A 22,031-nucleotide genomic window follows, 5' to 3' on the forward strand; every position below is an offset into this window, starting at 1 on the left:
ATCCATTCAACGTTTGCGCGCCGTTCAGTTCGGCTCAGTACGACTCGGCGCGGTTCGACTCAACTGGCCTCGGCCAGCGTCTTCAGCTGGCTCAGCCCGTTTTCGAAGTCCTTGCCGACCAGCCGGTCCATGCTCACGAACACCTGCGCCAGCTTCGACAGGTAGGGCGCGGGACCGTGCATCTCCCAGGTGACTTCGGTGGCGTTGCCTTCCGGTTTCAACGTGAATTCGGCCATGTTGTGCGCTTCGAAGGGCGTGACGACATCGAGCTTCATCGTCACGTTTGCCGCTTCCTTCGTAGCGACGATTTCCATCTGCCCTTCGCCGAGCTTTTCGCCTTGCCACGCATAGCGCGCGCCTTTGCCGTCGGGCGTGCCGCTGTACGTGCCCTGCGCGGTGGGATCCTTGCGCAGAAACGGATTCCACAGATTGAATCGATGCAAGTCGTCGATCAGCGCATAAACCCGCTCGGGCGGCGCCTGAATGCGCACGCTGCGTTCGATCCGGAAGCTGTCGGGCCGGGTCGCCGCGTAAGCGAGCAGCAGGGCCGCCGCCGCGAGCACGACGATCGGCAAATTCCTGAACATGATGGTTCCTTTCGGGAGCGTTGTTCGGCTCCATGCGGGATTCGCATGGGAGCGATGCTGGACGGTGCGACGGCGCGCGTATCGACACGCCCGGCTCAGGGCTCAGCGCCGAGACGCTTCCAGATCGCGGAACCGCTCCACCTCGGGACCGGGCTCGAAGTCGTCGAGTTCGAACAATTGCCGCACTTCGATTTCACCATCGGCCTGCTCGCCGAACGGCGCGGGAAAGCGGCGCGCCCATTCCATCGCTTCATCGCGCGAGCGCACCTGGATCAGCGTGTAGCCGGCAACCAGTTCCTTGCTCTCGGTGAACGGCCCGTCGACGACCGTGCGCTTGCCGCCGCTGTAGCGAATCCGCCAGCCTTTCGAACTCGGCTGCAAACCGGTGGCGTCGAGCAGCACGCCCGCCTTCGCGAGCTCTTCGTGGTACGCGCCCATCGCGGCCATCAGGGACGCTTCCGGCATCTCGCCCGCTTCGCTGGCGGCGGTCGCTTTAACCAGAATCATGAATCGCATCGCCGTTGCTCCTTTTTTTGTCGAGTGGAGAGCCGCGCACGATGGCCGGCTCTTACTCACACGACGAGCAATGCCGAGCGAGATCGACAGCGAGGCCGACGCCCCAGGGAAAACCCCGGCACTCTGCCTGGCGATGCGCTGCCGCGCTACATGAAACACGGACCGAGCTTGCGGACTTCGACCGTGCACCACGACGCCGCCGGGCACGCTTGCGCGATTGCCACCGCTTCCTCGCGGGTGTCGCAATTGAGCAGGAAGAAGCCGCCGATCATTTCCTTCGCTTCGGCAAAGGGGCCGTCGAGCAGTTTCGGCTGGCCGTCGCGGACCTGCACACGCACGGCGTCCTTCTGGGAAGTAAGAGACTCGACTGCAACGAGTTTGCCGCGCTCCTTGAGGTCGGCGGCGAAACGCACCATCTGGTCGTAGACTTCGCGACCCGCGGCTTCGCCGCGCTCGACGCGCTGATTCGGGGGTTCGACGATGAGCAGCAGGTAGGACATGGCGTCTCCATTGATCGCGCCGCCCACGACGACGTCCGGCAGGCGCCGGACGGCAACACACGCGCTTGCGGCAAATTGGCGAGAGCCAGTCTAGCAAGCGTGGATGACGTCGGCAAACCGGCCGCGCGGAGCGCCTTACGACCCGGCGCGTTTGCGACGTGGACGCTACGGGGACTCGTAACCGAAGCGCGGCCGCGAACCCTCTTTTTGCGGCGCGACACACGACCCGCGCTTTGAAGTATTCTCCGAACTCGCTAAAGCCCGCGATGAAATTGCCGTCGATCGATTGGTCACGCCGGACGACCGGCTTTCAATCCGACGACATGGCGCGGCGGACAAAATCAATCCATCGGCGTCATCTGCCGGCATCACACATGAATCGAACAATCAGCGCATCGGGGAAGTTCAGGCATCGGTCGTCGGTGCGAACCGGTATGGCGGCGGCCGTGGCTTGCGCCGTTTTGCAACTCGCCGGTTGCGGCAGCGGAGGCGATTCGGGCTCGGGATCGTCGGGCACACCGGCGGTCACCGCGACCTCGGTGGGCGGCACGGTCGCCGCCAGCAGCGCGCTAGTGGGCGCGACCGTCACGCTGATCGACGCGACCGGCGCCCAGGCCACTGCCACCACGGACACGCACGGCGCGTACACGATCCCGGTGAAGGGCATGACCGCGCCGTTCTTCATCTCCGCCACCGACGCGAGCGGCATCTCCGCGCCGCTCGCTTCCGTGCTGGCCAGGTTGCCGAACGGCAGCGCGCCGGCAGTCGCCAACGCCACCACGCTGACCACGGCGATCGCCGCGATGCTGACCGCCTCGGGCAATCCGGCCGACCTCGCGTCGGGCACCGCGCTCGCCAAAGTGACGCTGCCGTCCGTGCAGATCGCCACGATCACGCTCGACACGATGCTGGCGAACATCCTCGCGCAAAACGGTCTGCAGATGTCCGGCTTCGATCCGATCGGCACCGCGTTCACGCCGGATCACACCGGCGCCGACGCGGTGATCGACACGGTATCGGTCGTGACCGCACCAAACGGCGGCTCGTTGCTGGTGTCGAACGCGGCGCCGGGCACAACGGTCGCGCTGAACAACAAAACCGCGCAATCGGTGACGCTCGCGGCGCCCAGCGTCGCGGCGAATTATCTTGAACCGCTCGCGTCGTTGCTGACCGCGTGTGCCGCGAACGGCACACTCAACGCGACCTGCTCGCCGGCGATCGACAGCGCGTTCCTCGAAGGCGGTTCGACCGATCTCGCGTTGGGCCACGGCTCGACGGACGCGCGCTTCACCGGCGCCGTGTTCGGTTCGCCGAAGACGCTCGCGTTCTTCACACGCAACGGCAAGCAGCAGGCGCTCGTGCAGTTGCCGTTCACGCTCGCGAGCGGCGCTAGCGGCGCGCTCTACAGCATCGCGCAACAACTCGCGACACCGGTGACGCTCGCCGGCGGCACGCAACTCGGCTGGGATCTGATCGGCGATCAGTCGCAATTCGCGGTGGCGATCGAGTCGCAGGTCCAGCGCCGCAGCTTCCTCGATACGAAGCTGAACGACGTGAACCGCTACGAATCCGGTCTCGCGATCACGATTCCGACGGCGTTGAATCCCACGGTGTATTCGGCTTCGGTGACGGGGCCCGGTCTCGCTGCGCCGGTTTGGCTGATGCCGCGCAGCGGGCTCGGCAACAGCGCGCTGGCGCTGTCGGATGCGGCGTTGAGCGCCGCGCCCGTCACGCCCGCGACGACCGGCAGCAATACGGCGCTGTACCGGTGGTCGTGGCAATCGCTATCGTCGACGGCGAGCTTCACGGCGCCGGCTTCGAGCGGCTACTACGCGAAGCAGGCCATCGACGCGAGCAGCGTGCCGCTCTACTCGACCTACACGGTCACGTTCTTCGACAAGAACGGCGCGCAGCTGGGCCAGTCGTCGATCGTCAATCCCGGCAGTCCGCTGAACGCGGCGGCGGGCGGCTCGATTGCGTGGCCGACGCTGCTGGCGGATTTCGCCACACAGTTCCTGACGCCGGCCGGCTCGCTCGCGGGCACGCAGTACGCGATGAGTGTCACGTGGTCGAGTCTCGTGAACGGACAGAACCTCGCGTATCCGGTGACGTCGGTGCAGATTCAGGCGGGCGGTTCGACCGGCACCGTCGACGGCTTTTCGGTGGGCACGCCGAATAACACCACCGTCGGACAGTATCAAACGACGGTGAGCGCGGGGGTCAACGCGAGCGGCGTGCAGACTTGCACGAACTGCCCGTTCCCGCCATTGACGACGGGCAATTCCCGGAGCGTACAGTTGAACGGCGGACAGAGTGGGGTCGCGTTCATCGATAGTACGGAGTACAACGACTGAGGCGCGTCGAACACACGGTAAGAGTCGCCGGATACGAAAAACGCCCCACGTGGGGCGTTTTTTTCGCACTTCGTTTCCGCACCGCGATCGATGCGGCGCATTCGCGTATTCGTCTTTCAGACCGGCGCTTCGGCCACGGCCCGCACCTGCGCGGACCGCATCAGACCTTCGATCATCCTCGCTTCCGCGCTCGCAATCTCGCTCAACGACGCCACCGCCAGTTGCCCGTCGAGAATCGCCAACGCCGTGCAGAGGCACGCGTATTCATGGTCGTCGAGGGTCCAGCGGCCGTCTTCGTGTTCGCGCGCGTCGAGCCGAACCATCGCAGCATGCGCGCTCTCGATGTCGGCGAGCACGTCTTCGCCGAGGCCGAGCCGCGCCAGTTCCTGCGACACCAGCAGATGCCGGCTCAACGTCGTGTGCAGATGACGCGAACCCTGACCACGCCGGAATGCGTCGAGGGCCGCATAGCCCTGCAACAGCATCGCCGAGGTGACCGGCTCGTGCGCGGTGCGGCTAAAGGTCAACGCGCGCAACAGTGGGGAGATGGCCGATTGGCCGTGCTTGCGGACTCGCGATTTACTGGACATATCGATTCAATCTCCTTCACTTGCTTCCCACTTCGCCGCCGAACACGCGTGCGTTCCGGCGACCGACACCGCCGATGCCCCGGCGGTTCGCAATCCGCGATCGGCCGATATTGCACCGTATCGCGAGTGACAAGGCCCGCATATCGGTTCGAACCCGCTAAATACAAGCCGCGCAATGTGTGAACACGAAAAAAAACCCTGCTCCGGTAAAGGAACAGGGTCGGACAGGATGGAACAATCGTACACGCGCGTGGATGCCTGCCGACCTTTTGCCACCTAAAACTATCAAGCTGTTGCTGCGTGAAATTCTGCCGCTTCTACGTGCTGCCGTTTCAACGGCAACTTCGGTTGTATTGCTGTTGCTGCTACCGCCACACCACAGCCCGGCCCCTCGCCTTCAACTCCACCTGGCCGCACAAACCCCTGCTGATTCGCGCGTATTGCATCGATCGCGCGTTGTTTGCATTGCTTCACCTGCCTACTGCTTTATTGCCCTGCCGCGTTGGACGCCCACGGCAAACTGCGATCAACGGTACGGTTCAAAACAACGCGGGGGAAGACCGCGTCGATGGGCTCGGTGTTTTGTCGCGCCACGGAAAACAGTTTATGCGAGCGCCTCCGCATGCAATTGCGCGAAGCGAGGGGCTTTGGCGGGCTAATTTGGCGAATGGATGTAACAGGGGAGTTTCGTCGGCGCTCGACGACGTACACCGATAGCGCTCACGCGCGCGACGGCTCGAGCGCCGTCGCGCGCGACAGGATCCGTCCGACGCTCATCAACCGCGCGCGGCAAAATCGCTGATCGTCAGCAGCACTTTTTCGCCGGGACGTGCGAGCATTTTTCTTTCCGCCACCGCGGTAATGCGTTTGCGTCCGTCCGCGAATGTCTTCAGGACGCGCGCCTCGCCCGCGCCGCGTTCCAACCAGAAGTACTCTTCCAGCGCCTCACGCGTGACTGCGCATTCGAGGTCACGTCCGCGCGTCGAAAGCAGGAAAAGGACCGCGCGTCCGTCTGCCGAGACGCTGGGCTCAAGCTCGACAACTTCCATAGCTCACCTCGCAAAGTTCGTTAAACCGTTCGCCGTATTGAACGAACGTCACCGCAAAAACTGAATGGAGCACAGACCGGTCACCCGCTTGTTTCGATTGGGCAATGCGCGCGACGGCTAACCCGCGTGCAGCGATCGCGGCATGGCCAACGCCGCGTGTCTGCGCAACGCGCCAACGACCGGTGTCAGGATAAAGGGCGAGCGTGACGGCTTCGCCATCGGCTCCGCGCATGACAGTGTGTGGTTTCGCGTTCTGCATTTTTCGTTCTTATTTTTCATTCTTATGCCAGGCCGGCGCCATTCGTCGCCGGGTGGACGTGTTGCGCACGAGCAGTCAGACCTGCTCGCGCGAGCACGATGCGGATGAGGCAAAAGCAAAGCACATGCCACCGGTCTTCGCGAGTGCCGCAGCAAGCGTCTCGCGACAAGCACGCTCCCCACGCGCGACGCACCCGGCAAGCCGCAAACGCCGATGGCGTCTGAGGCGACGCACCTCGCCATGCACCGATCCGCAGCCGCGCGAACGCCCGGCCGGGAGAGCGGCCGTTCGCAGCAAGCACTGAGTTGGAGAACCCGAAACATAATCGCGTGGTAAAAATGCATCGCTGGCGAGACAATTCACGACAAATCTTACTCACCGCCTCGCGCGTGAAACGTTACCGACATGTCCGTTCAAGAACCTGCCCTGACCCTGCGCCAAGCGCTGCCCGACGACGAACCCTTTCTGTTCGCACTGCGCAAGGACACGATGACCGAGCATCTGGAGCGCGTCGGCGAACCGACCGACGACGCCGAGCATCGTGCGCGTCTGCTGCATCGTTACGACTCGGCATGCGTGATCTGCATCGACGGCGCGCCGGCCGGCTTGCTGAAAGCGCATCGCACCGATACCGAATGGGTGGTCGTGCAATTGCAGATCACGCCGGCGCTGCAAGGGCGCGGCATCGGCGAACGCGCGTTGCGCACGGTCTTGCGTGCCGCCCAGGCCGACGCGTTGCCGGTCACGTTGAAGGTGATCAAAGGCAATCCCGCGAAACGCCTGTACGATCGGCTCGGCTTCGAGATCGTCGGCGAGGATGATGCACAGTTTCACATGAGGCGCGCAGTGCGCGCGGCGTCGGACACCGAAGCAGAATGAATGTCGGATAAAGACTGATGCCGACCGCAATCGACTGCTCTATGCAATGGACTCTGATATGACCTTTCGCGACACCTCCGCCATCGAAAGCTGGCACGCCCACATCTATTTCGATTCGAGCAGCCGCGACGCCGCGTGGACTTTCCGCGAGCAAATCGAAGCGCACTGGAACGGTCAGTTGCAGATTGGCCGCTTTCACGAACGGCCGGTCGGCCCGCATCCGATGTGGTCGTATCAGCTGGCCTTCACGCACGCACAGTTCGCCGACGTGGTTGGCTGGCTCACGTTGAATCACGGCGCGCTCGACGTCTTCCTGCATCCGAATACCGGCGACGCGCTGCGCGATCATCGCGATGCGGCCGTGTGGATCGGCCACTCGCATGAGCTGGTGTTGAAGGCGTTGATGTAAGCGGCAACCCGCTCACATATTCGAATACGAACTGCACCAGCCGCGCGCGGCGACCTGCTTGTCGCCGAACAGCGTGCAGCCGCCGTAAGCGTCCTTGGCCGTGCCCTGAAACAGCGAGCAGTTCGCGCACGTTTGCCCCGCCGCATAGCTGGGGAACTTCGCTTTGTCGACCTTCGATGCGTCTTCCACATAGCCCACGGCTCGCGCCGTCGGATCGGTTTCGCTGAGCCGGTTCGCGGTGTCGGCGAACGCGGCGCGGGACAGCACGAGCGATGAGCCGACGCCCACGCTCAACAGCAAAAAATGGCGGCGCGATGTTTTCATAAGGATCCGATGCAAGTGGGGGGGACGCGAGCCGGAGAATCGTCTACCTGCCGCTCAATCGACGAAGCGGGTGAAGCGTTCCACCGGTTCGCGTTCGGTGCGCAGCGTGTTGACGAGCGCGGTGTCGTCGGCGAAACCGAGCGACATGCCGCACACCAGCTGCTCGTCTTCCGCCCAACCGAGATGATCCGCGATCAGCCGGTGAAACTGCGTGAAGGCAGCCTGCGGACAGGTGTCGAGACCGCGCCCGCGCGCGGCCGTCATGATCGCCTGCAGGAACATGCCGTAGTCGAGCCAACTGCCGCGCTCCATCACGCGATCGATCGTGAAGAACAAACCCACGGGCGCGCCGAAGAAGCGGTAGTTCTGCGCATGCTGTGCGTGCATGCGCGCCTTGTCGCTCTTCATGATGCCGAGCAGGCCATACAGATCCCAGCCGATCTTGCGGCGCCGGTCGAGATACGGCGACACCCACTGTCGCGGATAGTACGGATACTCCTCGCGATAGAGCGCGTCGCGTTGCGGATCGTCGTGGGCCGCGAGCAGTTCGCGCGACAGGCGCGCGAGCGCGTCGCCTGTCACCACGTACACTTTCCACGGCTGCGTGTTGGTGCCCGAGGGCGCGCGGCTGGCAGCTTCGAGGATCGCTTCGATCTCGGCGCGCGGCACCGGCGTGGGAAGAAACGCGCGAATCGAACGCCGCGTGATGAGCGCGGCGTCGACGGGATTGGCAGGTAAGGTCATCGGCGAATTCCGGCAGAGCCGGCAAGGTGGCGGTCTGCGAGGATTCTAGCGCGAGCGTCGACTAACCGGCGCTCAACCCAGCGGCGTCTTCAGCGCATCGATCAGGTCGAGCACCTCGTAAGGCTTGCGCAGCGAAATCGCGTGCGGTAAGACCTTGCGCTGCTCCGGCGTCAGCACGAGGTTGTAGCCCGTCAGAAAGATCACGCGCAGATCGGGCCGCTCGCGGCACACGTCCAATGCGAGATCGACGCCCGATTTGCCGGCCAGCCCCACGTCGGTCAGCATCACGTTGATCGCGTGCTCGCTGAGAATCCGCTTCGCGTCGTGCTCGCCCTCGGCTTCCAGAATGTCGAAGTCGAAAGTCCGCAGCAATTCGGCGGTGCTCACGCGGATCATCTCGTCGTCTTCCACCAGCAGAATGCGCATCCGCCCGTCGACGGCGGGCAGATCCGCGCCCTTCTCCGCGGCCGGCGGATCGGTTTGCAGAAGCTGGCGCTCTGCTTCGGCGACATCGGCCGCCTGCGGGTTCTGCGTTTGCAGCACATAGCGGACCTTGCGCGCCAACGCTTCATGCGTGTACGGCTTGCTGAGCAGTTCGATGCCTTCGTCGAGCCGGCCGGCGTGCACGATCGCGTTGTCGGTATAGCCGGATGTGAACAGCACCGCGATGGTCGGCAAACGCTCGCGCGCCTTGCGTGCGAGTTCGGTGCTGCGCAACGGACCGGGCATCACCACGTCGGTGAACAGCATGTCGATCGGCACGCCGCTTTCGACGATCGCCAGCGCACTCTGCGCATCCTTCGCCTTCAGCACGCTATAGCCGAGGTCGGACAGCATCTCGACTACCGTCGCTCGCACCTCCTCGTCGTCCTCGACGATCAGGATCGTTTCCGTGCCGCCTTTCGCGGGACCGGCCTCGACGTTCGTTTCGAGGTCTTCTTCCTGACGCACACGCGGCAGATAAATGCGGATCGTCGTGCCGTGCCCTTCTTCGCTGTAGATCTTCACATGGCCGCCGGACTGCTTGACGAAGCCGTACACCATGCTCAAGCCGAGACCCGTGCCCTGGCCTTCCGGCTTGGTCGTGAAGAACGGTTCGAACACACGCTCGCGCACGGTCGGCGACATGCCAGAGCCGGTATCGGTGACCGCCAGCATCACGTACTGACCCGGCGTGACCTCTGCGTTGCGCTTCGCGTAGGCGTCGTCGAGCGCGGCGTTGCCGGCTTCGATCGTGAGCCTGCCGTGACCGTTCATCGCGTCGCGCGCGTTGATCGCGAGATTGAGCAACGCGTTTTCGACCTGGAACGGATCGACCAGCGTGTTCCACAAACCGCCCGACACGATGGTCTCGATTTCGACGCCGTCGCCGAGCGCGCGCCGCAGCATATCGTCGAGCCCGCGCACGAAGCGGCCGAGGTTGACGACCTTCGGCGCGAGCGGCTGACGCCGCCCGAACGCGAGCAATTGCGACGCGAGGTTGGCGCCGCGCGCGACGCCGGCCAGCGCGTTGCGCACGCGTTGCTCGGGCTTCTCGGCGCCAGCGACGTCTTTTGCGAGCAACTGCAGATTGCCGCCGATCACTTGCAGCAGGTTGTTGAAGTCGTGCGCGACGCCGCCCGTGAGCTTGCCGATCGCTTCCATCTTCTGCGCCATGCGCAGCGCTTCTTCCGCGTGCCGCAACGCCTCGGTGGTTTCCTTGTCGGCGGTGACGTCGCGGCCCACGCCGTGAATCCGCGACGTCGCGGGATCGAGCGCGAGCGTCCAGGCGACCCAGCGCCAGGTGCCGTCGATCCGCTTGAAGCGGTTTTCATAACGCACCGGCAGACCGGTGCGGCGCAATTCGGCGAGATGCGCGCCGACGATGCCGACATCGTCCGGATGCACCAGCTCGACGTACGAACGCGACATCAACCAGTGCACGTTGTGGCCGAGCGCGCTGCTCCATGACGGACTCACGCGCTGCAAGCGTCCCTCGATGTCGGCGACCACCAGCAAGTCTTCGCTCAGTTCCCACAGACGATCGCGGTCCGCCACGGTCTCGATCACGCGACGTTCCAGCGTCTCGTTCAGGTCGTGCAGCGCGCTTTGCGCCTTGGTGCGTTCGGCGATTTCCCGCTGCGCGGCTTCGTACAGGCGCGCGTTGTCGATCGCGATCGCCGCCTGCGCCGCGATGCCGGCGAGAATCCGTTCGGCGCGCTCGGTGAACACGCCGGGCTCGGGATGACCGAAGAACAGTCCGCCGACCACTTCGCCGTTACGCGACAGCACCGGCGCGGCCAGATAGCTGCGCACTTTCAGATGGCCTTCCGGCATGCCGCGATACGGCACGTTGTGGCCGTAGCGCGGGTCCTGCGTGATGTCGTCGACGCGCACGATGCCTTCGCCGTTGAACGTGGGTCCGAACACCGCCGTGTTGCGCGGCATCGGGAAGCGCTCGAACGCGTCTTGCGGCACGCCCGACAGCGTGTACAGCATGTAGCTGCCGCCGCTGTCGTCGAGCACGTTGTAGAAGAACGAGCCGAACGCGGCGCCGGTCAGTTCGGTGGCCGCGTCGGTGACGATCTGCACCGCGCGCTTCAGATCGAGTTCGGCCGCGACCGTCGAGCCGACGCGATTGAGGATTTCGAGCGTGCGCGATTCCTCGCGCAGTTTCATCTCGGTCTCGCGACGCAGCCGCGCCAGTTGCAGATTGCCCGACACGCGCGCCAGCAATTCGCGCGACGAAAACGGCTTGGTCAGATAGTCGTCCGCGCCATGCTCGATACCGTCGACGAGCGCTTCCTCGCCCGCGCGGGCCGACAGCATCAGCACCGGCGTGTCGCGCAGGACAGGATCGGCGCGCAGTTCGCGCAGCAGGCCGAAGCCGTCGAGGCGCGGCATCATCACGTCGGACAGCACCAGGTCGGGCGGCTGCGCGCGTGCCGCTTCGAGCGCGGCCTCACCGTCGGCGGCGAGCCGTACTTCGTGACCCGCCGTACGCAGAATGCGGCTCATGTATTCGCGCAGATCCGCGTTGTCGTCGACGATCAGGAGTTGCGCGGCACCCGCCGCTTTGACGCCCGCCGCCGACCCGTCATCGCTGGAAGCGGAACCCGACGCCGATGCCGGCGTCTCGACGAGAATCTCGTTCTCCGGGCTCCAGCGCAACGCGGCGTCCACATAGGTCCGCGCGTGCCGGCTCATCTCCGCATGCACGGCGTCGTCGTGCACCGACGGCAACATCGCGCCACGCGGCAACGCGACGATGAAACACGCGCCCTCGCCCAACGTGCTGTCGACCCGCACGGTGCCGCCATGCAGCTTCACCAGTTCCTGCACCATCGCGAGGCCGATGCCGCTGCCCTCGACCGAGCGCCCCGGCGCGCCCGCCACGCGGTGAAAACGTTCGAATAGCCGCGGCACTTCTTCCTGCGCGATGCCGATGCCGCTGTCGCTCACGCTGACTTCGACGCCGGCGCCGTCGAGCACGCGAACCGCGACCCGGATCGTGCCGAAGAACGTGAACTTGTATGCGTTCGACAGCAGGTTCATCACGACCTTTTCCCACATCTCGCGGTCGAGCTGCACGATCACGGGACTCGACGGAATCTCCAGTTCGAGCCGCAAGCCGGCCGCCTCGATCGCGGACTGGAACAGCGACGCGAGTTCGGCCGTGAACGACGCGATGTCGGTGGGCTGCGTGTCGATCTGCATGCGCCCCGCCTCGATCCGCGAAAAATCGAGCAGCGCGTTGACGAGCTTCAGCAGACGCAAGCCGTTGCGATGCGTGATCTCGATCAGCGCGCGGTCGTCGACGTCGGTGCCCGGCTCATCCTTGTCCGGGTCCGCCCCGAGGTCGGGCTGCGGCCTCGCGAGCAGTTCTTCGAGCGGCCCTAGCATCAACGTCAACGGCGTGCGGAACTCGTGGCTGATGTTGGAAAAGAAGGTGGTTTTCGCGCGATCGATTTCGGCCAGCGCTTCCGCGCGCCGCCGCTCTTCCTCGTAGGCCTGCGCGTACCCGATTGCCGAGCCGATCTGCCCGGCGGCAAGGCTCAGGAAGCTGCGATACGCGTCGTCGTAGAGACGGCATGGATTCAGGCCAGCGATCAACACCACCGCATGAGTGGTTTCGCTGCCAGGAGACACCGGCAGGATCACCGCCTGCTGCGGCGCGAGATGCCACGGGCCGGCCGGCAATGCGGTGCCGAAGCGCTGCGTCAGCCCGCGCACCATATGCGGCACCTGAATCTTGAGGACGTCGGCCAGCGGCCAAGGCATGTCGCCGTCGATGCGCATCGACTCGGGCGCGCCCGGATGACCCGGCTCGATACCGCTCGCGCCGACCAACGTGACCGTATCGCCACCGGGTTCGTCCGCGTACAGCAACGCGAACGGCAGGTCCTGCGCGTTGGTGCGCAGCGCACGCGCGCTCAGCTCGCAGGCCTCGCGCCAGTCGCGACCGTCGGGGCTCGCCGCCGCCAGCTCCTTGAGCAACGCCAGTTGCCGCTCACCGACCACCCGCAGGGTGTCGTCGCTGTTCGCGCAGATGATGCCGCCGGGTTGGCCGTCGTCGCCGGGAATCGGGCTGTACGAGAAGGTGTAATAGGTCTCCTCGGGAAAGCCGTTGCGCTCCATGATGAGCAGCTTCTGTTCGACGAAGGTGCCTTCGGCGCCATTCAACGCGGTGTTCAGCAGCGGCTCGATGTCCGGCCAGATTCGCGCCACACGACGCGCGTCGGTTGACCGAGCGCGTCCGGATGCTTGCCGCCAATGATCGATTTGTACGGGTCGTTGTAAAAGTAGAGCAGCTCGCTGCCCCAGCCGATCCAGATCGGCTGCCGCGACGTGAGCATGATGCGAATCGCGATCTTCAGCCCTTGCGGCCAGGAATCGGGCGCGCCGAGCGCGGTGCGGTTCCAGTCGTAGGCGCGGATCAGCGCGCCGAGTTCGCCCCCGCCGGCAAGAAACGACGGCGCGGCCAAGCCGGCTTGCGGTACATCCGACATGAAGCGGTCCGGCTCTTTCAACGCGATCTCCTCGGCGCGACGGGTCACACAATCGTGCGACCGCTATAGCAAAAGCGGTGCCCGATACAACGGATGACTAAGGAACAGCGCACTTGGTGTAGCGCGATTCTCGCATGTCGCGGTGTGGAGCAGGAAGAGAAGATGGCCGCTGAAGCCCGAAATAGCAGGGTTTCAGCGCCGCCCGCCGATGGGGAGAGGCCACATGGAAGGCGTCGGAGAGAAGGGAGATGCGGCGCGAGCGGTGCCGGTGAAATGCTGGCGTCAGACGGCGTCGTGCCGGGTAAAACGTACCTCGAAGATACCTCGACGCATGGCGCGGACAAGGCGAATTTCCCGGTCGGACGGCAAGCGCGGCCGACCGGTTTGCTTCGTTTGCTTCTTTTGCTTCAGTCAGCCGAGGCCAATAGTTACATCAACCCCACGGCGATTGCTGTGGCGATCGATCCCAGCACCAGCACCGCGCCGACCGTCTTGCGCTTGTTCAGCTCCGTCCACAGCAGCACGCCCGTGAGCGACAGCAGAATGATGCTGCCCGCGAGCGTGTCGATCAGCAGCACCCAGCCGATGCTCAGGCCGACGCCTTTATGCAGATTCGTCAGCATCGCGAGGAACGTGTTTTCGCTGCGCTTGACCGTCACATACCCATTGCCGACCCAGTACTCGGCCGACGTGTTCTCGCGCGGCGACGCGAAGTTCAGTTGCCAGTGCTCGGGCTGGACCACGCTGCGGTCGCCCCAGGCGACCGGATGCGCAGGCTCCTTTTGCACCCGCCCCGGGTTGCCGGCGATCTTCAATTCGTGCTTGAGCCACCTGGCCAACTCGCGCGGCGTTTCCGGCGCGGGTTGCGGCAGCGGCACCTGCAGCGCCGACACTTGCGGCTCACCGGTCGACACTCTGAGCGGACCGGCGCGATGGTTCAGAAAGAAGCCCGTGGTGCCGAACAGCAAGCCGAGCGCCGCGCCCCACAAGCCGATCCAGCCATGCACCTTGCGCAGCCATTTGACGAAGGTCGCGCGGCGCGAGCGCTGCTGCCGCGACTTCAGCTCGTCGCTGTCGAACCGCTGCGGCTCGCGCGCCGCGCGCTCGTCCGCTGCCGGTTGCATGTCGATAGTGTCGGGGACGCTCACGTTTCGCTCCAGGTACGCAGTAGATTGTGATAGCAGCCGACCAGACTGCGGCGTGCAATCTCGTCGGCGTGGGCGGCATTCAGCCGTTGAATCGCGGTGTCCATGTCGAACAGCAGTGCGCGTTGCGTGTCGCTGCGTACGAGGCTTTGCACCCAGAAGAAACTGGCGATGCGCGCGCCGCGCGTGACCGGCGTGACCTGATGCAGACTCGTGGCCGGATAGACGATCATGTCGCCCGCCGGCAGCTTCACCTGCTGCACGCCGTAGGTGTCTTCGATCACCAGCTCGCCGCCGTCGTACTCGTCGGGCTCGGAAAGGAACAGTGTCACCGACACGTCGGTGCGCAGCTTCACGCCGTTGGGTAGCACACGCACCGCGCCGTCGACGTGACTGCCGAACTGCATGCCGCCTTCGTAGCGATTGAACAGCGGCGGATAGACCTGGTTCGGCAACACCGCGCTGATGAAGAGCGGATTGCGCTCGATCGCCGCGAGGATCACGTCGCCGAGTTCGCGCGCCACCGGCGTGTGCTCGGCGATCTGCTGGTTGCGCTTGACCGGCGCGCCCTGATAGCCGGCGGTCGCGCGGCCGTCGACCCAGGCGTCGCCGGCCTGCGCGAGCCGTTCGCGCACGAAGCGCAAGCGGTCGGCGTCCAGTACTTTCGGAATCTGCAGCAACATGATGTTTCCTTTGCGTCGGCTTACCGTGTCAGGAGAACCCAGCCTAACGTAGTGTCCACGCCGCCTATATCAAAAACGGTAATCGAAGGTCGCCAGCAACGTGCGCCCGATACCCGGCACCGAACGGCCGCCGTCAGACGGAATCAGCGCGTCGAAGTATTCCTTGTTGGTCAGGTTCAACAGGTTCAGGCGCACGTCGAACTTCTTCGCGTGATAAGCCGCGGTCGCGTCCCAGCGCGTGTAGCCCGGCACCCGCACGTAGTTCGTGTTCGACGCATAGCGCGGCGACATGTAGATCGGGCCGCCGCCGATTTCCCAATGCGGGGTGATCGCGTAGGTGGTCCAGAACGTCAGCGTGTTGCGCGGCGTGTTGGCCGGCGTGTGTCCCTGCGTGCCGTCGAGCGCCTTCAGGATCACGGCGTCCATGTACGTATAGCCGCCGAACACCTGCCACTTGTCGGTGATGTGGCCGGTCACGGCCGCCTGGAAACCGTCCACGCGGATGTCGCCGGCGAGTTCGTACTCGGTCGGCGAGACCTGTGTGCGGGCGTTGTCCTTTTCTTCGCGGAAGAGCGCGGACGTCACCGAGATGTTGCCACCGAACAGATCCCACTTGCCGCCGACTTCATACGACTTGGTCGATTCGGGCGCGAGGTTTTGCGTGAGGTTCGTCACCGTCAGGTTTTCGAGCGACGGGTTGAACGACGTGCCGTACGACACGTAGTACGACTGCCAGTCGGTCGGCTGATAAATCACGCCCGCGCGCACGCTGGTGAAGAAGTTGGTCTGGCTCGCGTAGGCCGGCAGGCTGATCGAGTTGTTGATCGCCGCCTGGAAACGATCCCAGCGCAAGCCACCGATCACCTTCCAGTGCTGGTTCAGCGACACGGTGTCGTTCAGGTACGCGCCGAGTTCGGTGGCGCCGGAGTCGGCGTAGTTACCGACCGTGGTCGTCACGTTGCCCGGCGTGCTCATGATCGGCGGATTCAGCATCGGCACGATCGGCAGGTTGCCGCGCGTGTACGCCTGGTTCGTATAGCTGTCGTGCCCGATCTCGAAGCCGGCGATCAGGTCATGCTTGATCGGCCCGGTGTCGAATTTGTATTCGAGCATCGTGTCGTTGTAAATCGCGCGGTTCTCGATCACACGATCGTGGCTCTGCAGCTTGATGAACAATTGCGATGGCGACAGCGTCGTGAAGTTGCCGTTGGTCAACGCGGTGCTCGACGACAGCGGCCCGGTCAGCACCGATTGCGGCGCGGTTTCGCGCGCGTCGGTCTCCGAATGCGAGAACTGCGTCTGGTTGGTCAGGGTGAGCGCGTCCGAGAACTTGTGCTTGATTGCAGCCGTGAAGATCTGCACGTCCTGGATCGTGCGGTCATCGGTCAGACCGTAGAAGGTATTTCTCGGCACCGGCGACGGACGGCCGTTCAACGCCTGGATGCCGTAGTCGGGCATGTCGTGGTTGTGCTGGATCAGCGCGGACAGCGTGATCTCGGTCGGCGTGCCGATGCCGAAGCGCACTTCCGGCGCGATGCCGAAGTCCTTGTTCTTCATCACGTCGCGCGTCGAACCCAGGCTTTGGCCGAATGCGTTCAGGCGAATCGCCGCGGTATCCGTCAGCTTATGGTTCACGTCGACGGTGGTGCGGTAGCGGTCGTCGGTGCCGACCATCCCCGAGACTTCCGCGAAGTCCTTCAACTGCGCCTTCTTGGAGACCTGATTGATCACGCCGCCTGTCGAGCCGCGGCCGAACAGCATCGACGACGGGCCGTACAGCACTTCGAGCGACTCCAGATCGAACGTGTCGCGATAGTACTGGTTGCGGTCGCGGAAGCCGTCGAGGTAAATGTCGTTTTGTGCGGTGAAGCCGCGCAGGTTGATGTTGTTGCCGATCTGGCCGCCTTCGGCCGCGCCGATCGTCACGCCGGGCGCATTGCGCAGCGCGTCGGTGAACGACGTCGCGCCTTGCGAAGCCAGCAGACTCTTGTTGATGACGGTGACGGTCTGCGGAATATCGCGCAAGGCGGTCGGCGTCTTTGCACCGACGGTCGAGCGTTCCGCCTGGAAGTCCTGTTGTTCAGCCTGCGCCGCGACGCCGATGGTCGGCAGCGTGCCGCTCTCGGTGGCGGTGCCGGTTGGTGCGTTGGTCGGTGCGTTTGCCGATCCGTTTGCCGGGTTCTTATCGGCCGCAGGTTGCGACGCGGTTTGAGGAGCAGTCTGCGCGACGGCCGGTGTCGCAAATGGAATGGCAAAAGCTAGCGCTAACGCAGTCGCAAGCGGCGTGTGGTTGAACATTGGAAATCCCGTCAGGTGTGCGCTTGCCCGATTCGCATGTCTCCCATGGAATGAATGGCAAGCTGCAATTGGCTGGCTTCCGGTCGCCTAATGACGCAGCGGGACGGGATGGCTGGCTGGTGGTCAAATGAGAATCGCTATCATTCCACATGCGTCAAAGTGCATCAATCGCGCCGTTGGTTACTTCTCGTAAGGGAATTATTTCCGGCCTTTACGAGCGTATGGCGTTCGTAATTTTTATTCGACTGACAGTTTGCGTTTATTACGACTCGTAATTTATGCACTCAGAATTTCAAGCACCCATAAGGCAGGCTTCTCACCTCGTCGAAATTTAAACTTTCAAATTAATAACATCACACCAAAACACACAGCCAATATTTATTTGCAATACGGTTTATCCTTTTTGCAACACTCGCTACATTCCCCTTGTTCCGTTCCTTCTTCGGAGTTGTTGACCATGCAATACCGCAAATTCGGCCGCACCGGCCTGACTGTTTCGCGACTGTGTCTCGGCACGATGACCTTCGGTCTGCAAACCGAGGAAAATGCCTCGCATCGCATCCTCGATACTGCGGCGGACGCCGGTGTGAACTTCATCGACACGGCCAATGTTTATCCGCTCGGCGGCGGCGAGCAGATTGCCGGGCGCACGGAAGAGATCGTCGGACGCTGGTTGAAGGGCAAGCGCGAGCGCTTCATTCTCGCGACCAAGGCGGTCGGCAAGATGGGACCGTCGACGTGGGACCAGGGCGCGTCGCGCAAGCATTTACTGGATGCCATCGACGCTTCGCTGCGTCGGCTCGGCACCGACTACGTGGACCTCTACCAGCTCCACTCCGACGACGCGAGCACGCCGCTCGACGAAACGCTCGAAGCACTGGATACGATCGTGCGCTCAGGCAAAGCGCGCTATATCGGCGTATCGAACTTTCTCGCGTACCGGCTCGCGCGCGCGTTGGGACGCGCCGACGTGCTGCGCGTCGCGCGCTTCGTGTCGGTGCAGCCGCGCTATAACCTGCTGTTCCGTCAGATCGAACGGGAGCTGTTGCCGTTGGCCGCCGAGGAGCAATTGGCGGTGATGCCCTACAACCCGCTAGCGGGCGGCTTGCTGACGGGCAAGCACCAGTTGGACGCGACGCCGGCGAGTGGGCGTTTCACCGAAAGCGTCGGCAAGGCTGGGGCGATGTACCAGGAGCGGTATTGGCATAAGCGTGAATTCGAAACGATCGAGCAACTCAAGGCGATCGCGGCGTCGACCGGCGAGTCGTTGACGCGAGTGTCACTTGCGTGGGTGCTGGCCAATCCGCTCGTGACCTCGGCGATTATCGGCGCAAGCCGCGCAGAGCAGTTGAGCGATACGCTCGCGGCCTCCGAGCTCGTGCTCGATACACAGATCAAGACGCAACTCGATGAGGCCAGCGTGCAATATCGATGGGGCGATGCCGCCAGGTAAGCGGCGTTGGGTTTTCACGGCGGCATGAGGCAGCGAGGTGAAGCGACGCGATGCGCCGCCTCGCCTTCACGCCGCCGTCAAGACAGACGACGTCACCGCCCGTACCGCAACACGGTACTCGTCGCGGCAATCACATGATCCTTGATGGCCGCGAGGAACGCGTCGCGGGTCAAGCCGGCCGGCAACGCATCGGGCGGCAGATCGAGCGCATAGACCTGCGCGACGTAGTGATGCGGCACGTCCCCAACCGGCGGACACGGTCCGTAGTAGCCCGTGCCCCCGGTCCGATTCGTACCGGCGATGCTGCCGGGCGGCACGGCCCCCGCCGCGAGTCCCATGGTCGACGGCGCGATGCCGTACTGCACCCAATGCACGATGCCCAAGCCTTTCGCGCCGTCCGGATCGAAGATCGTGACCGCGAAACTCTTCGTACCGGCGGGGACATTGCGCCATTGCAGCGCCGGCGACACATTGCCGCCGCCACAGTTGTTGGCGCTTGCCGCGTGGCTCGCATCAAGCGCGCCGCCGTCGGCCAAACCCGGCGACGCCACCGCGAACGCCTCCACCGCATAGGTGTGCGCGCTCGCCAACGCGAACACCGCGCAGGCACTGGCGCAGAGCAAACGTCGGGCAATGTCAAAGCTGCTTCGCGTCATCGCGAACACTCCTTGTCGGGCGCTCATAGCACCGCTGTCACTTGAATGGTCCCGTACGCTGGTTGGCTTCCGGCAATTGCCGCGTTTCGCGCACCGAGCGCGGATGCCATAAGCGCGCGCCGCCTTCGATACCCGCATCGTTCGAAACGGTCGCCACGTTCGGCGGCAGTTCGAACTTAAGGCGCGTCGCGTTGCCGCCGCCGATCCACAGCTTGTCGTAGTTCACCAGCGATTCCAGAATGCCGATCACCTTATGAACGCGCCGGTTCCAGCGTTTATTCCCCGCCTTCTCGCGCGCGGCCTCGCCGATGTATTCGTCGTACGCGACACCCTTCTTGCTCACGGGATGATGGGCGAGTTCGAGATGGGGCATCAACTCGCCGTCGCGGAACATAGCCGTGCCCGCGCCCGTGCCGAGCGTCAGCACGAATTCGAGGCCACGTCCTTCGATCGCGGCGAAGCCCTGCATCTCGGCATCGTTGATCATGCGCACCGGCAAGCCACCAAGACGTTGCGCCAGCGAGTCGGCGAGCGGAATGTCGTGCCAGCCTTCGATGCCGAAGTGCGGCGCGGTCAGAATGCGGTTGTTGCGCACCACGCCCGGAAAGCCGATCGACATCAGCGTGGGCGGCGCCTGTTTGATGAGCGGCGCGACCAGCTTCGCCAGCACATCCACCAGTTGATCCGGCGTGCACGGATGCGGCGTGTCCACGCGCACGCGCTCGGTCTTCATCTGCCCGTCCGCATCGATGATCGCGGCTTTCAGGCCGGTGCCGCCGACGTCGATGGCGAGAATCCGCTCGGCGCTGCCCGCTACTTTCGTGTTACCCGTTGTCTTGCGTGTTGCCACAATGTCCCCCGTTCATATTGATGCGCATGTTGGCGTTACTTGCTGGCATCACCCGTGCCGGCGTCACTTCGTTCCGGCTGCCTTCTTCTGCAACGGCCGCCACGCGCGGCCGTCGCGCGCGAGCAACGCGTCCGCCTCCGCAGGACCTTCGCTGCCGGCCGCGTAACCGTGCACCGGCATCGCGCCGCCGTCTTTCGGATGCAGCACGTCGTCGACTGCGCACCAGCTCGTTTCGATACTGTCGGCCCGCTGGAACAACGTCTCGTCGCCAAGCATGCAGTCGTACAACAGCGTCTCGTAGCCGACGTTCGCGCTCGCCGCGAAGAAGTCCGCATAGTCGAACGACGATTGCACCGCGCCGATTTGCATCACCGGCCCCGGCGTTTTCACGTTGAAGTCGAAGCTCGTGCCGTGCGCGGGATCGATGCGCAAGGTCAGCACGTTCGGCGTGAGCGCGTCGACCGGCGTATCGCGGAACAGCCGGAACGGCACCGGCTTCAGTTGCACCGAGATTTCCGTGCGGCGCGCGGCGAGCCGCTTACCTGTGCGCAGATAAAACGGCACGCCGGCCCAGCGCCAGTTCTCGACGAACACGCGCGCCGCCGCATAAGTCTCGGTCGTGCTGCCGGGCGCGACGTCCGGCTCTTCGCGATAGCCGACGCCCGCCGGGCCTTTTTCGTATTGGCCGAACACGACGTCGTCGGGTGTCAGCGGCTTGATCGCGTCGAAGATCTCGGCCTTCTTGTCGCGCACGGCTTCGGCGTCGAACGAATTGGGCGGTTCCATCGCGACCATGCCGAGCAACTGGAACAGGTGGTTCGGCACCATGTCGCGAAACGCGCCGGTCTGTTCGTAGAACTTGCCGCGTCCTTCCACGCCGATCGTTTCCGCCGCCGTGATCTGCACGCTGTCGATATATTCGCGCCGCCATATTGGTTCGAACAACGCGTTCGCGAAGCGCACCGCGAGAATGCTCTGCACGGTGTCCTTGCCGAGAAAGTGATCGATGCGATACACCTGCTCTTCCTTTGCGTACGACAGGATGTGCGCGTTCAGATCGCGCGCCGTCGCGAGATCGGTGCCGAACGGTTTCTCGATCACGAGACGGCGGAAGCCGCCGCTCTCGCCTTCTGCTTCCTTCAGCAAACCCGCCTTGCCGAGATGCTCGACGATCGGTTTGAAAAAGCGCGAGCTGACCGCGAGGTAGAAAATCACGTTGCCGCCGGGCGACCGCGCGAGCTTCTCTTTGAGCTTCGTGAAGGTGTCGTCGGTTTCGAATTCGCCGGCCACGTATTCGAGGCGTTGCGCGACCCAGTCCCACGCGTGGTCGTCGAGCTTGCCCGCGTGGAAGGTGCTGGCTTTGTCGGCGGCGAATTGCTGCAACGACTTGTGCAGGTCTTCGCGCCACTCGGCCGTCTCGCGCTCGCCATGATTGACGCCGATGATCTTCATCGCGCCGTCGAGCAGGCCGTCCACCGCGAGGTTGTACAACGCGGGCATCAGCAGCCGCTTCGTGAGGTCGCCGCCGGCGCCGAAGATCACCAGCGTGCAGGGTGGCGCGGGCCGCTTGCCGGGCGGTGACGCGGGCGCATCGTGCGGACCCGCGCTGACCTTGCAGCTCGGAGCCTGGGCGGCGGCGTGATCGGAGGTCTGGGTGTTCGGTGTAGTCGACATGGGATTCACTTGAGGAAGCCAATGAAACGGACGTGGCGGTACATGAAAGACCACGCTTGAACCCGCACAGTTC

The 22,031-nt window shown here is 64.2% G+C and carries 17 protein-coding genes and 1 pseudogene; 4 read left to right on the forward strand and 14 right to left on the reverse strand.

Translation table 11 applies throughout. From position 1 onward, the window contains the following. Positions 1 to 59: 59 nt before the first annotated feature. The 3 genes from BGI01S_RS14775 to BGI01S_RS14785 form a co-directional block, all read right to left on the reverse strand. Positions 60 to 587, reverse strand: coding sequence for an SRPBCC family protein (locus tag BGI01S_RS14775; RefSeq protein ID WP_042326498.1), 528 nt, complete (start codon positions 585 to 587; stop codon positions 60 to 62). A gap of 102 nt (positions 588 to 689) precedes the next feature. After that, positions 690 to 1,103: a YciI family protein gene (locus BGI01S_RS14780; protein ID WP_042326499.1), complete on the reverse strand. Its 414-nt coding sequence runs from the start codon at positions 1,101 to 1,103 to the stop codon at positions 690 to 692. Positions 1,104 to 1,249: 146 nt separating this feature from the next. Next, positions 1,250 to 1,603: a YciI family protein gene (locus BGI01S_RS14785; protein ID WP_042326500.1), complete on the reverse strand. Its 354-nt coding sequence runs from the start codon at positions 1,601 to 1,603 to the stop codon at positions 1,250 to 1,252. A 374-nt stretch (positions 1,604 to 1,977) separates the two neighbouring features. On the opposite strand from BGI01S_RS14785, the gene BGI01S_RS14790 reads away from it, so the two are divergent. Beyond that, positions 1,978 to 3,957 (forward strand): hypothetical protein, encoded by a 1,980-nt coding sequence (locus tag BGI01S_RS14790; RefSeq protein WP_042326501.1) that lies wholly within the window; start codon positions 1,978 to 1,980, stop codon positions 3,955 to 3,957. Between the two features lie 116 nt (positions 3,958 to 4,073). Here the strand turns inward: BGI01S_RS14790 and BGI01S_RS14795 are convergent, their stop codons facing one another. Together BGI01S_RS14795 and BGI01S_RS14800 are read right to left on the reverse strand one after the other, a co-directional pair. Next, a complete protein-coding gene (locus BGI01S_RS14795) occupies positions 4,074 to 4,547 on the reverse strand; it encodes a hypothetical protein (protein WP_042326502.1) in 474 nt (157 codons plus the stop codon). Between the two features lie 776 nt (positions 4,548 to 5,323). Beyond that, positions 5,324 to 5,596: a DUF1488 family protein gene (locus BGI01S_RS14800; RefSeq protein WP_042326503.1), complete on the reverse strand. Its 273-nt coding sequence runs from the start codon at positions 5,594 to 5,596 to the stop codon at positions 5,324 to 5,326. A 664-nt stretch (positions 5,597 to 6,260) separates the two neighbouring features. Here BGI01S_RS14800 and BGI01S_RS14805 point away from each other — a divergent pair. Both BGI01S_RS14805 and BGI01S_RS14810 read left to right on the forward strand, forming a co-directional pair. Beyond that, entirely contained in the window at positions 6,261 to 6,734 is a 474-nt protein-coding gene (locus BGI01S_RS14805; RefSeq protein WP_042326504.1) for a GNAT family N-acetyltransferase, read from the forward strand. A 58-nt stretch (positions 6,735 to 6,792) separates the two neighbouring features. Then, positions 6,793 to 7,143, forward strand: a complete 351-nt coding sequence (locus BGI01S_RS14810) for a DOPA 4,5-dioxygenase family protein (protein WP_042326505.1) — start codon at positions 6,793 to 6,795, stop codon at positions 7,141 to 7,143. 12 nt (positions 7,144 to 7,155) lie between these two features. On the opposite strand, the gene BGI01S_RS14815 is transcribed toward BGI01S_RS14810, so the two are convergent. The 6 genes and pseudogenes from BGI01S_RS14815 to BGI01S_RS14840 all read right to left on the reverse strand — a co-directional run bounded on the left by BGI01S_RS14815 (position 7,156) and on the right by BGI01S_RS14840 (position 17,325). Then, a complete protein-coding gene (locus tag BGI01S_RS14815; protein WP_042326506.1) occupies positions 7,156 to 7,467 on the reverse strand; it encodes a high-potential iron-sulfur protein in 312 nt (103 codons plus the stop codon). A gap of 54 nt (positions 7,468 to 7,521) precedes the next feature. Next, complete coding sequence (locus tag BGI01S_RS14820; RefSeq protein WP_042326507.1) at positions 7,522 to 8,211, reverse strand: nitroreductase; 690 nt, start codon at positions 8,209 to 8,211, stop codon at positions 7,522 to 7,524. A gap of 72 nt (positions 8,212 to 8,283) precedes the next feature. Further along, positions 8,284 to 13,199: pseudogene (locus tag BGI01S_RS14825) on the reverse strand (response regulator). Between the two features lie 428 nt (positions 13,200 to 13,627). Next, positions 13,628 to 14,347: a PepSY-associated TM helix domain-containing protein gene (locus BGI01S_RS14830; protein WP_042326508.1), complete on the reverse strand. Its 720-nt coding sequence runs from the start codon at positions 14,345 to 14,347 to the stop codon at positions 13,628 to 13,630. Continuing rightward, positions 14,344 to 15,027: a Fe2+-dependent dioxygenase gene (locus tag BGI01S_RS14835; RefSeq protein WP_042326509.1), complete on the reverse strand. Its 684-nt coding sequence runs from the start codon at positions 15,025 to 15,027 to the stop codon at positions 14,344 to 14,346. Before BGI01S_RS14835 ends, BGI01S_RS14830 begins: the two co-directional genes overlap by 4 nt. Positions 15,028 to 15,096: 69 nt before the next feature. Further along, complete coding sequence (locus tag BGI01S_RS14840; RefSeq protein WP_042326510.1) at positions 15,097 to 17,325, reverse strand: TonB-dependent receptor; 2,229 nt, start codon at positions 17,323 to 17,325, stop codon at positions 15,097 to 15,099. A 457-nt stretch (positions 17,326 to 17,782) separates the two neighbouring features. Here BGI01S_RS14840 and BGI01S_RS14845 point away from each other — a divergent pair, with 457 nt between their 5' ends. After that, positions 17,783 to 18,778, forward strand: coding sequence for an aldo/keto reductase (locus tag BGI01S_RS14845; protein ID WP_042326511.1), 996 nt, complete (start codon positions 17,783 to 17,785; stop codon positions 18,776 to 18,778). A gap of 92 nt (positions 18,779 to 18,870) precedes the next feature. Here BGI01S_RS14845 and BGI01S_RS14850 read toward each other — a convergent pair whose 3' ends face one another. From BGI01S_RS14850 to zwf, 3 genes are all read right to left on the reverse strand, one after another. After that, entirely contained in the window at positions 18,871 to 19,434 is a 564-nt protein-coding gene (locus BGI01S_RS14850) for a YbhB/YbcL family Raf kinase inhibitor-like protein (protein ID WP_042326512.1), read from the reverse strand. A gap of 37 nt (positions 19,435 to 19,471) precedes the next feature. Beyond that, on the reverse strand, positions 19,472 to 20,284 hold the full coding sequence (locus tag BGI01S_RS14855) for an ROK family protein (protein WP_042326513.1): 813 nt from the start codon (positions 20,282 to 20,284) through the stop codon (positions 19,472 to 19,474). 63 nt (positions 20,285 to 20,347) lie between these two features. Continuing rightward, positions 20,348 to 21,958 carry a glucose-6-phosphate dehydrogenase gene (zwf, locus tag BGI01S_RS14860; protein WP_042326514.1) on the reverse strand — a complete coding sequence of 537 codons (1,611 nt, stop codon included), beginning with the start codon at positions 21,956 to 21,958 and terminating at the stop codon, positions 20,348 to 20,350. Positions 21,959 to 22,031 lie beyond the last annotated feature (73 nt).

The sequence above is a fragment of the Paraburkholderia ginsengisoli NBRC 100965 genome, assembly GCF_000739735.1.
In the GTDB taxonomy this organism is placed as follows: Bacteria; Pseudomonadota; Gammaproteobacteria; order Burkholderiales; family Burkholderiaceae; genus Paraburkholderia; species Paraburkholderia ginsengisoli.

Excerpts from the sequence above, each read along its gene's own strand:
- BGI01S_RS14800 (WP_042326503.1), bottom strand. The coding sequence starts at position 5,596 with ATGGAAGTTGTCGAGCTTGAGCCCAGCGTCTCGGCAGACGGACGCGCG.
- BGI01S_RS14850 (WP_042326512.1), bottom strand. The coding sequence starts at position 19,434 with ATGACGCGAAGCAGCTTTGACATTGCCCGACGTTTGCTCTGCGCCAGT.
- BGI01S_RS14815 (WP_042326506.1), bottom strand. The coding sequence starts at position 7,467 with ATGAAAACATCGCGCCGCCATTTTTTGCTGTTGAGCGTGGGCGTCGGC.
- BGI01S_RS14845 (WP_042326511.1), top strand. The coding sequence starts at position 17,783 with ATGCAATACCGCAAATTCGGCCGCACCGGCCTGACTGTTTCGCGACTG.
- BGI01S_RS14790 (WP_042326501.1), top strand. The coding sequence starts at position 1,978 with ATGAATCGAACAATCAGCGCATCGGGGAAGTTCAGGCATCGGTCGTCG.
- zwf (WP_042326514.1), bottom strand. The coding sequence starts at position 21,958 with ATGTCGACTACACCGAACACCCAGACCTCCGATCACGCCGCCGCCCAG.
- BGI01S_RS14785 (WP_042326500.1), bottom strand. The coding sequence starts at position 1,603 with ATGTCCTACCTGCTGCTCATCGTCGAACCCCCGAATCAGCGCGTCGAG.
- BGI01S_RS14810 (WP_042326505.1), top strand. The coding sequence starts at position 6,793 with ATGACCTTTCGCGACACCTCCGCCATCGAAAGCTGGCACGCCCACATC.
- BGI01S_RS14805 (WP_042326504.1), top strand. The coding sequence starts at position 6,261 with ATGTCCGTTCAAGAACCTGCCCTGACCCTGCGCCAAGCGCTGCCCGAC.
- BGI01S_RS14820 (WP_042326507.1), bottom strand. The coding sequence starts at position 8,211 with ATGACCTTACCTGCCAATCCCGTCGACGCCGCGCTCATCACGCGGCGT.
- BGI01S_RS14835 (WP_042326509.1), bottom strand. The coding sequence starts at position 15,027 with ATGTTGCTGCAGATTCCGAAAGTACTGGACGCCGACCGCTTGCGCTTC.
- BGI01S_RS14775 (WP_042326498.1), bottom strand. The coding sequence starts at position 587 with ATGTTCAGGAATTTGCCGATCGTCGTGCTCGCGGCGGCGGCCCTGCTG.
- BGI01S_RS14795 (WP_042326502.1), bottom strand. The coding sequence starts at position 4,547 with ATGTCCAGTAAATCGCGAGTCCGCAAGCACGGCCAATCGGCCATCTCC.
- BGI01S_RS14780 (WP_042326499.1), bottom strand. The coding sequence starts at position 1,103 with ATGCGATTCATGATTCTGGTTAAAGCGACCGCCGCCAGCGAAGCGGGC.
- BGI01S_RS14840 (WP_042326510.1), bottom strand. The coding sequence starts at position 17,325 with ATGTTCAACCACACGCCGCTTGCGACTGCGTTAGCGCTAGCTTTTGCC.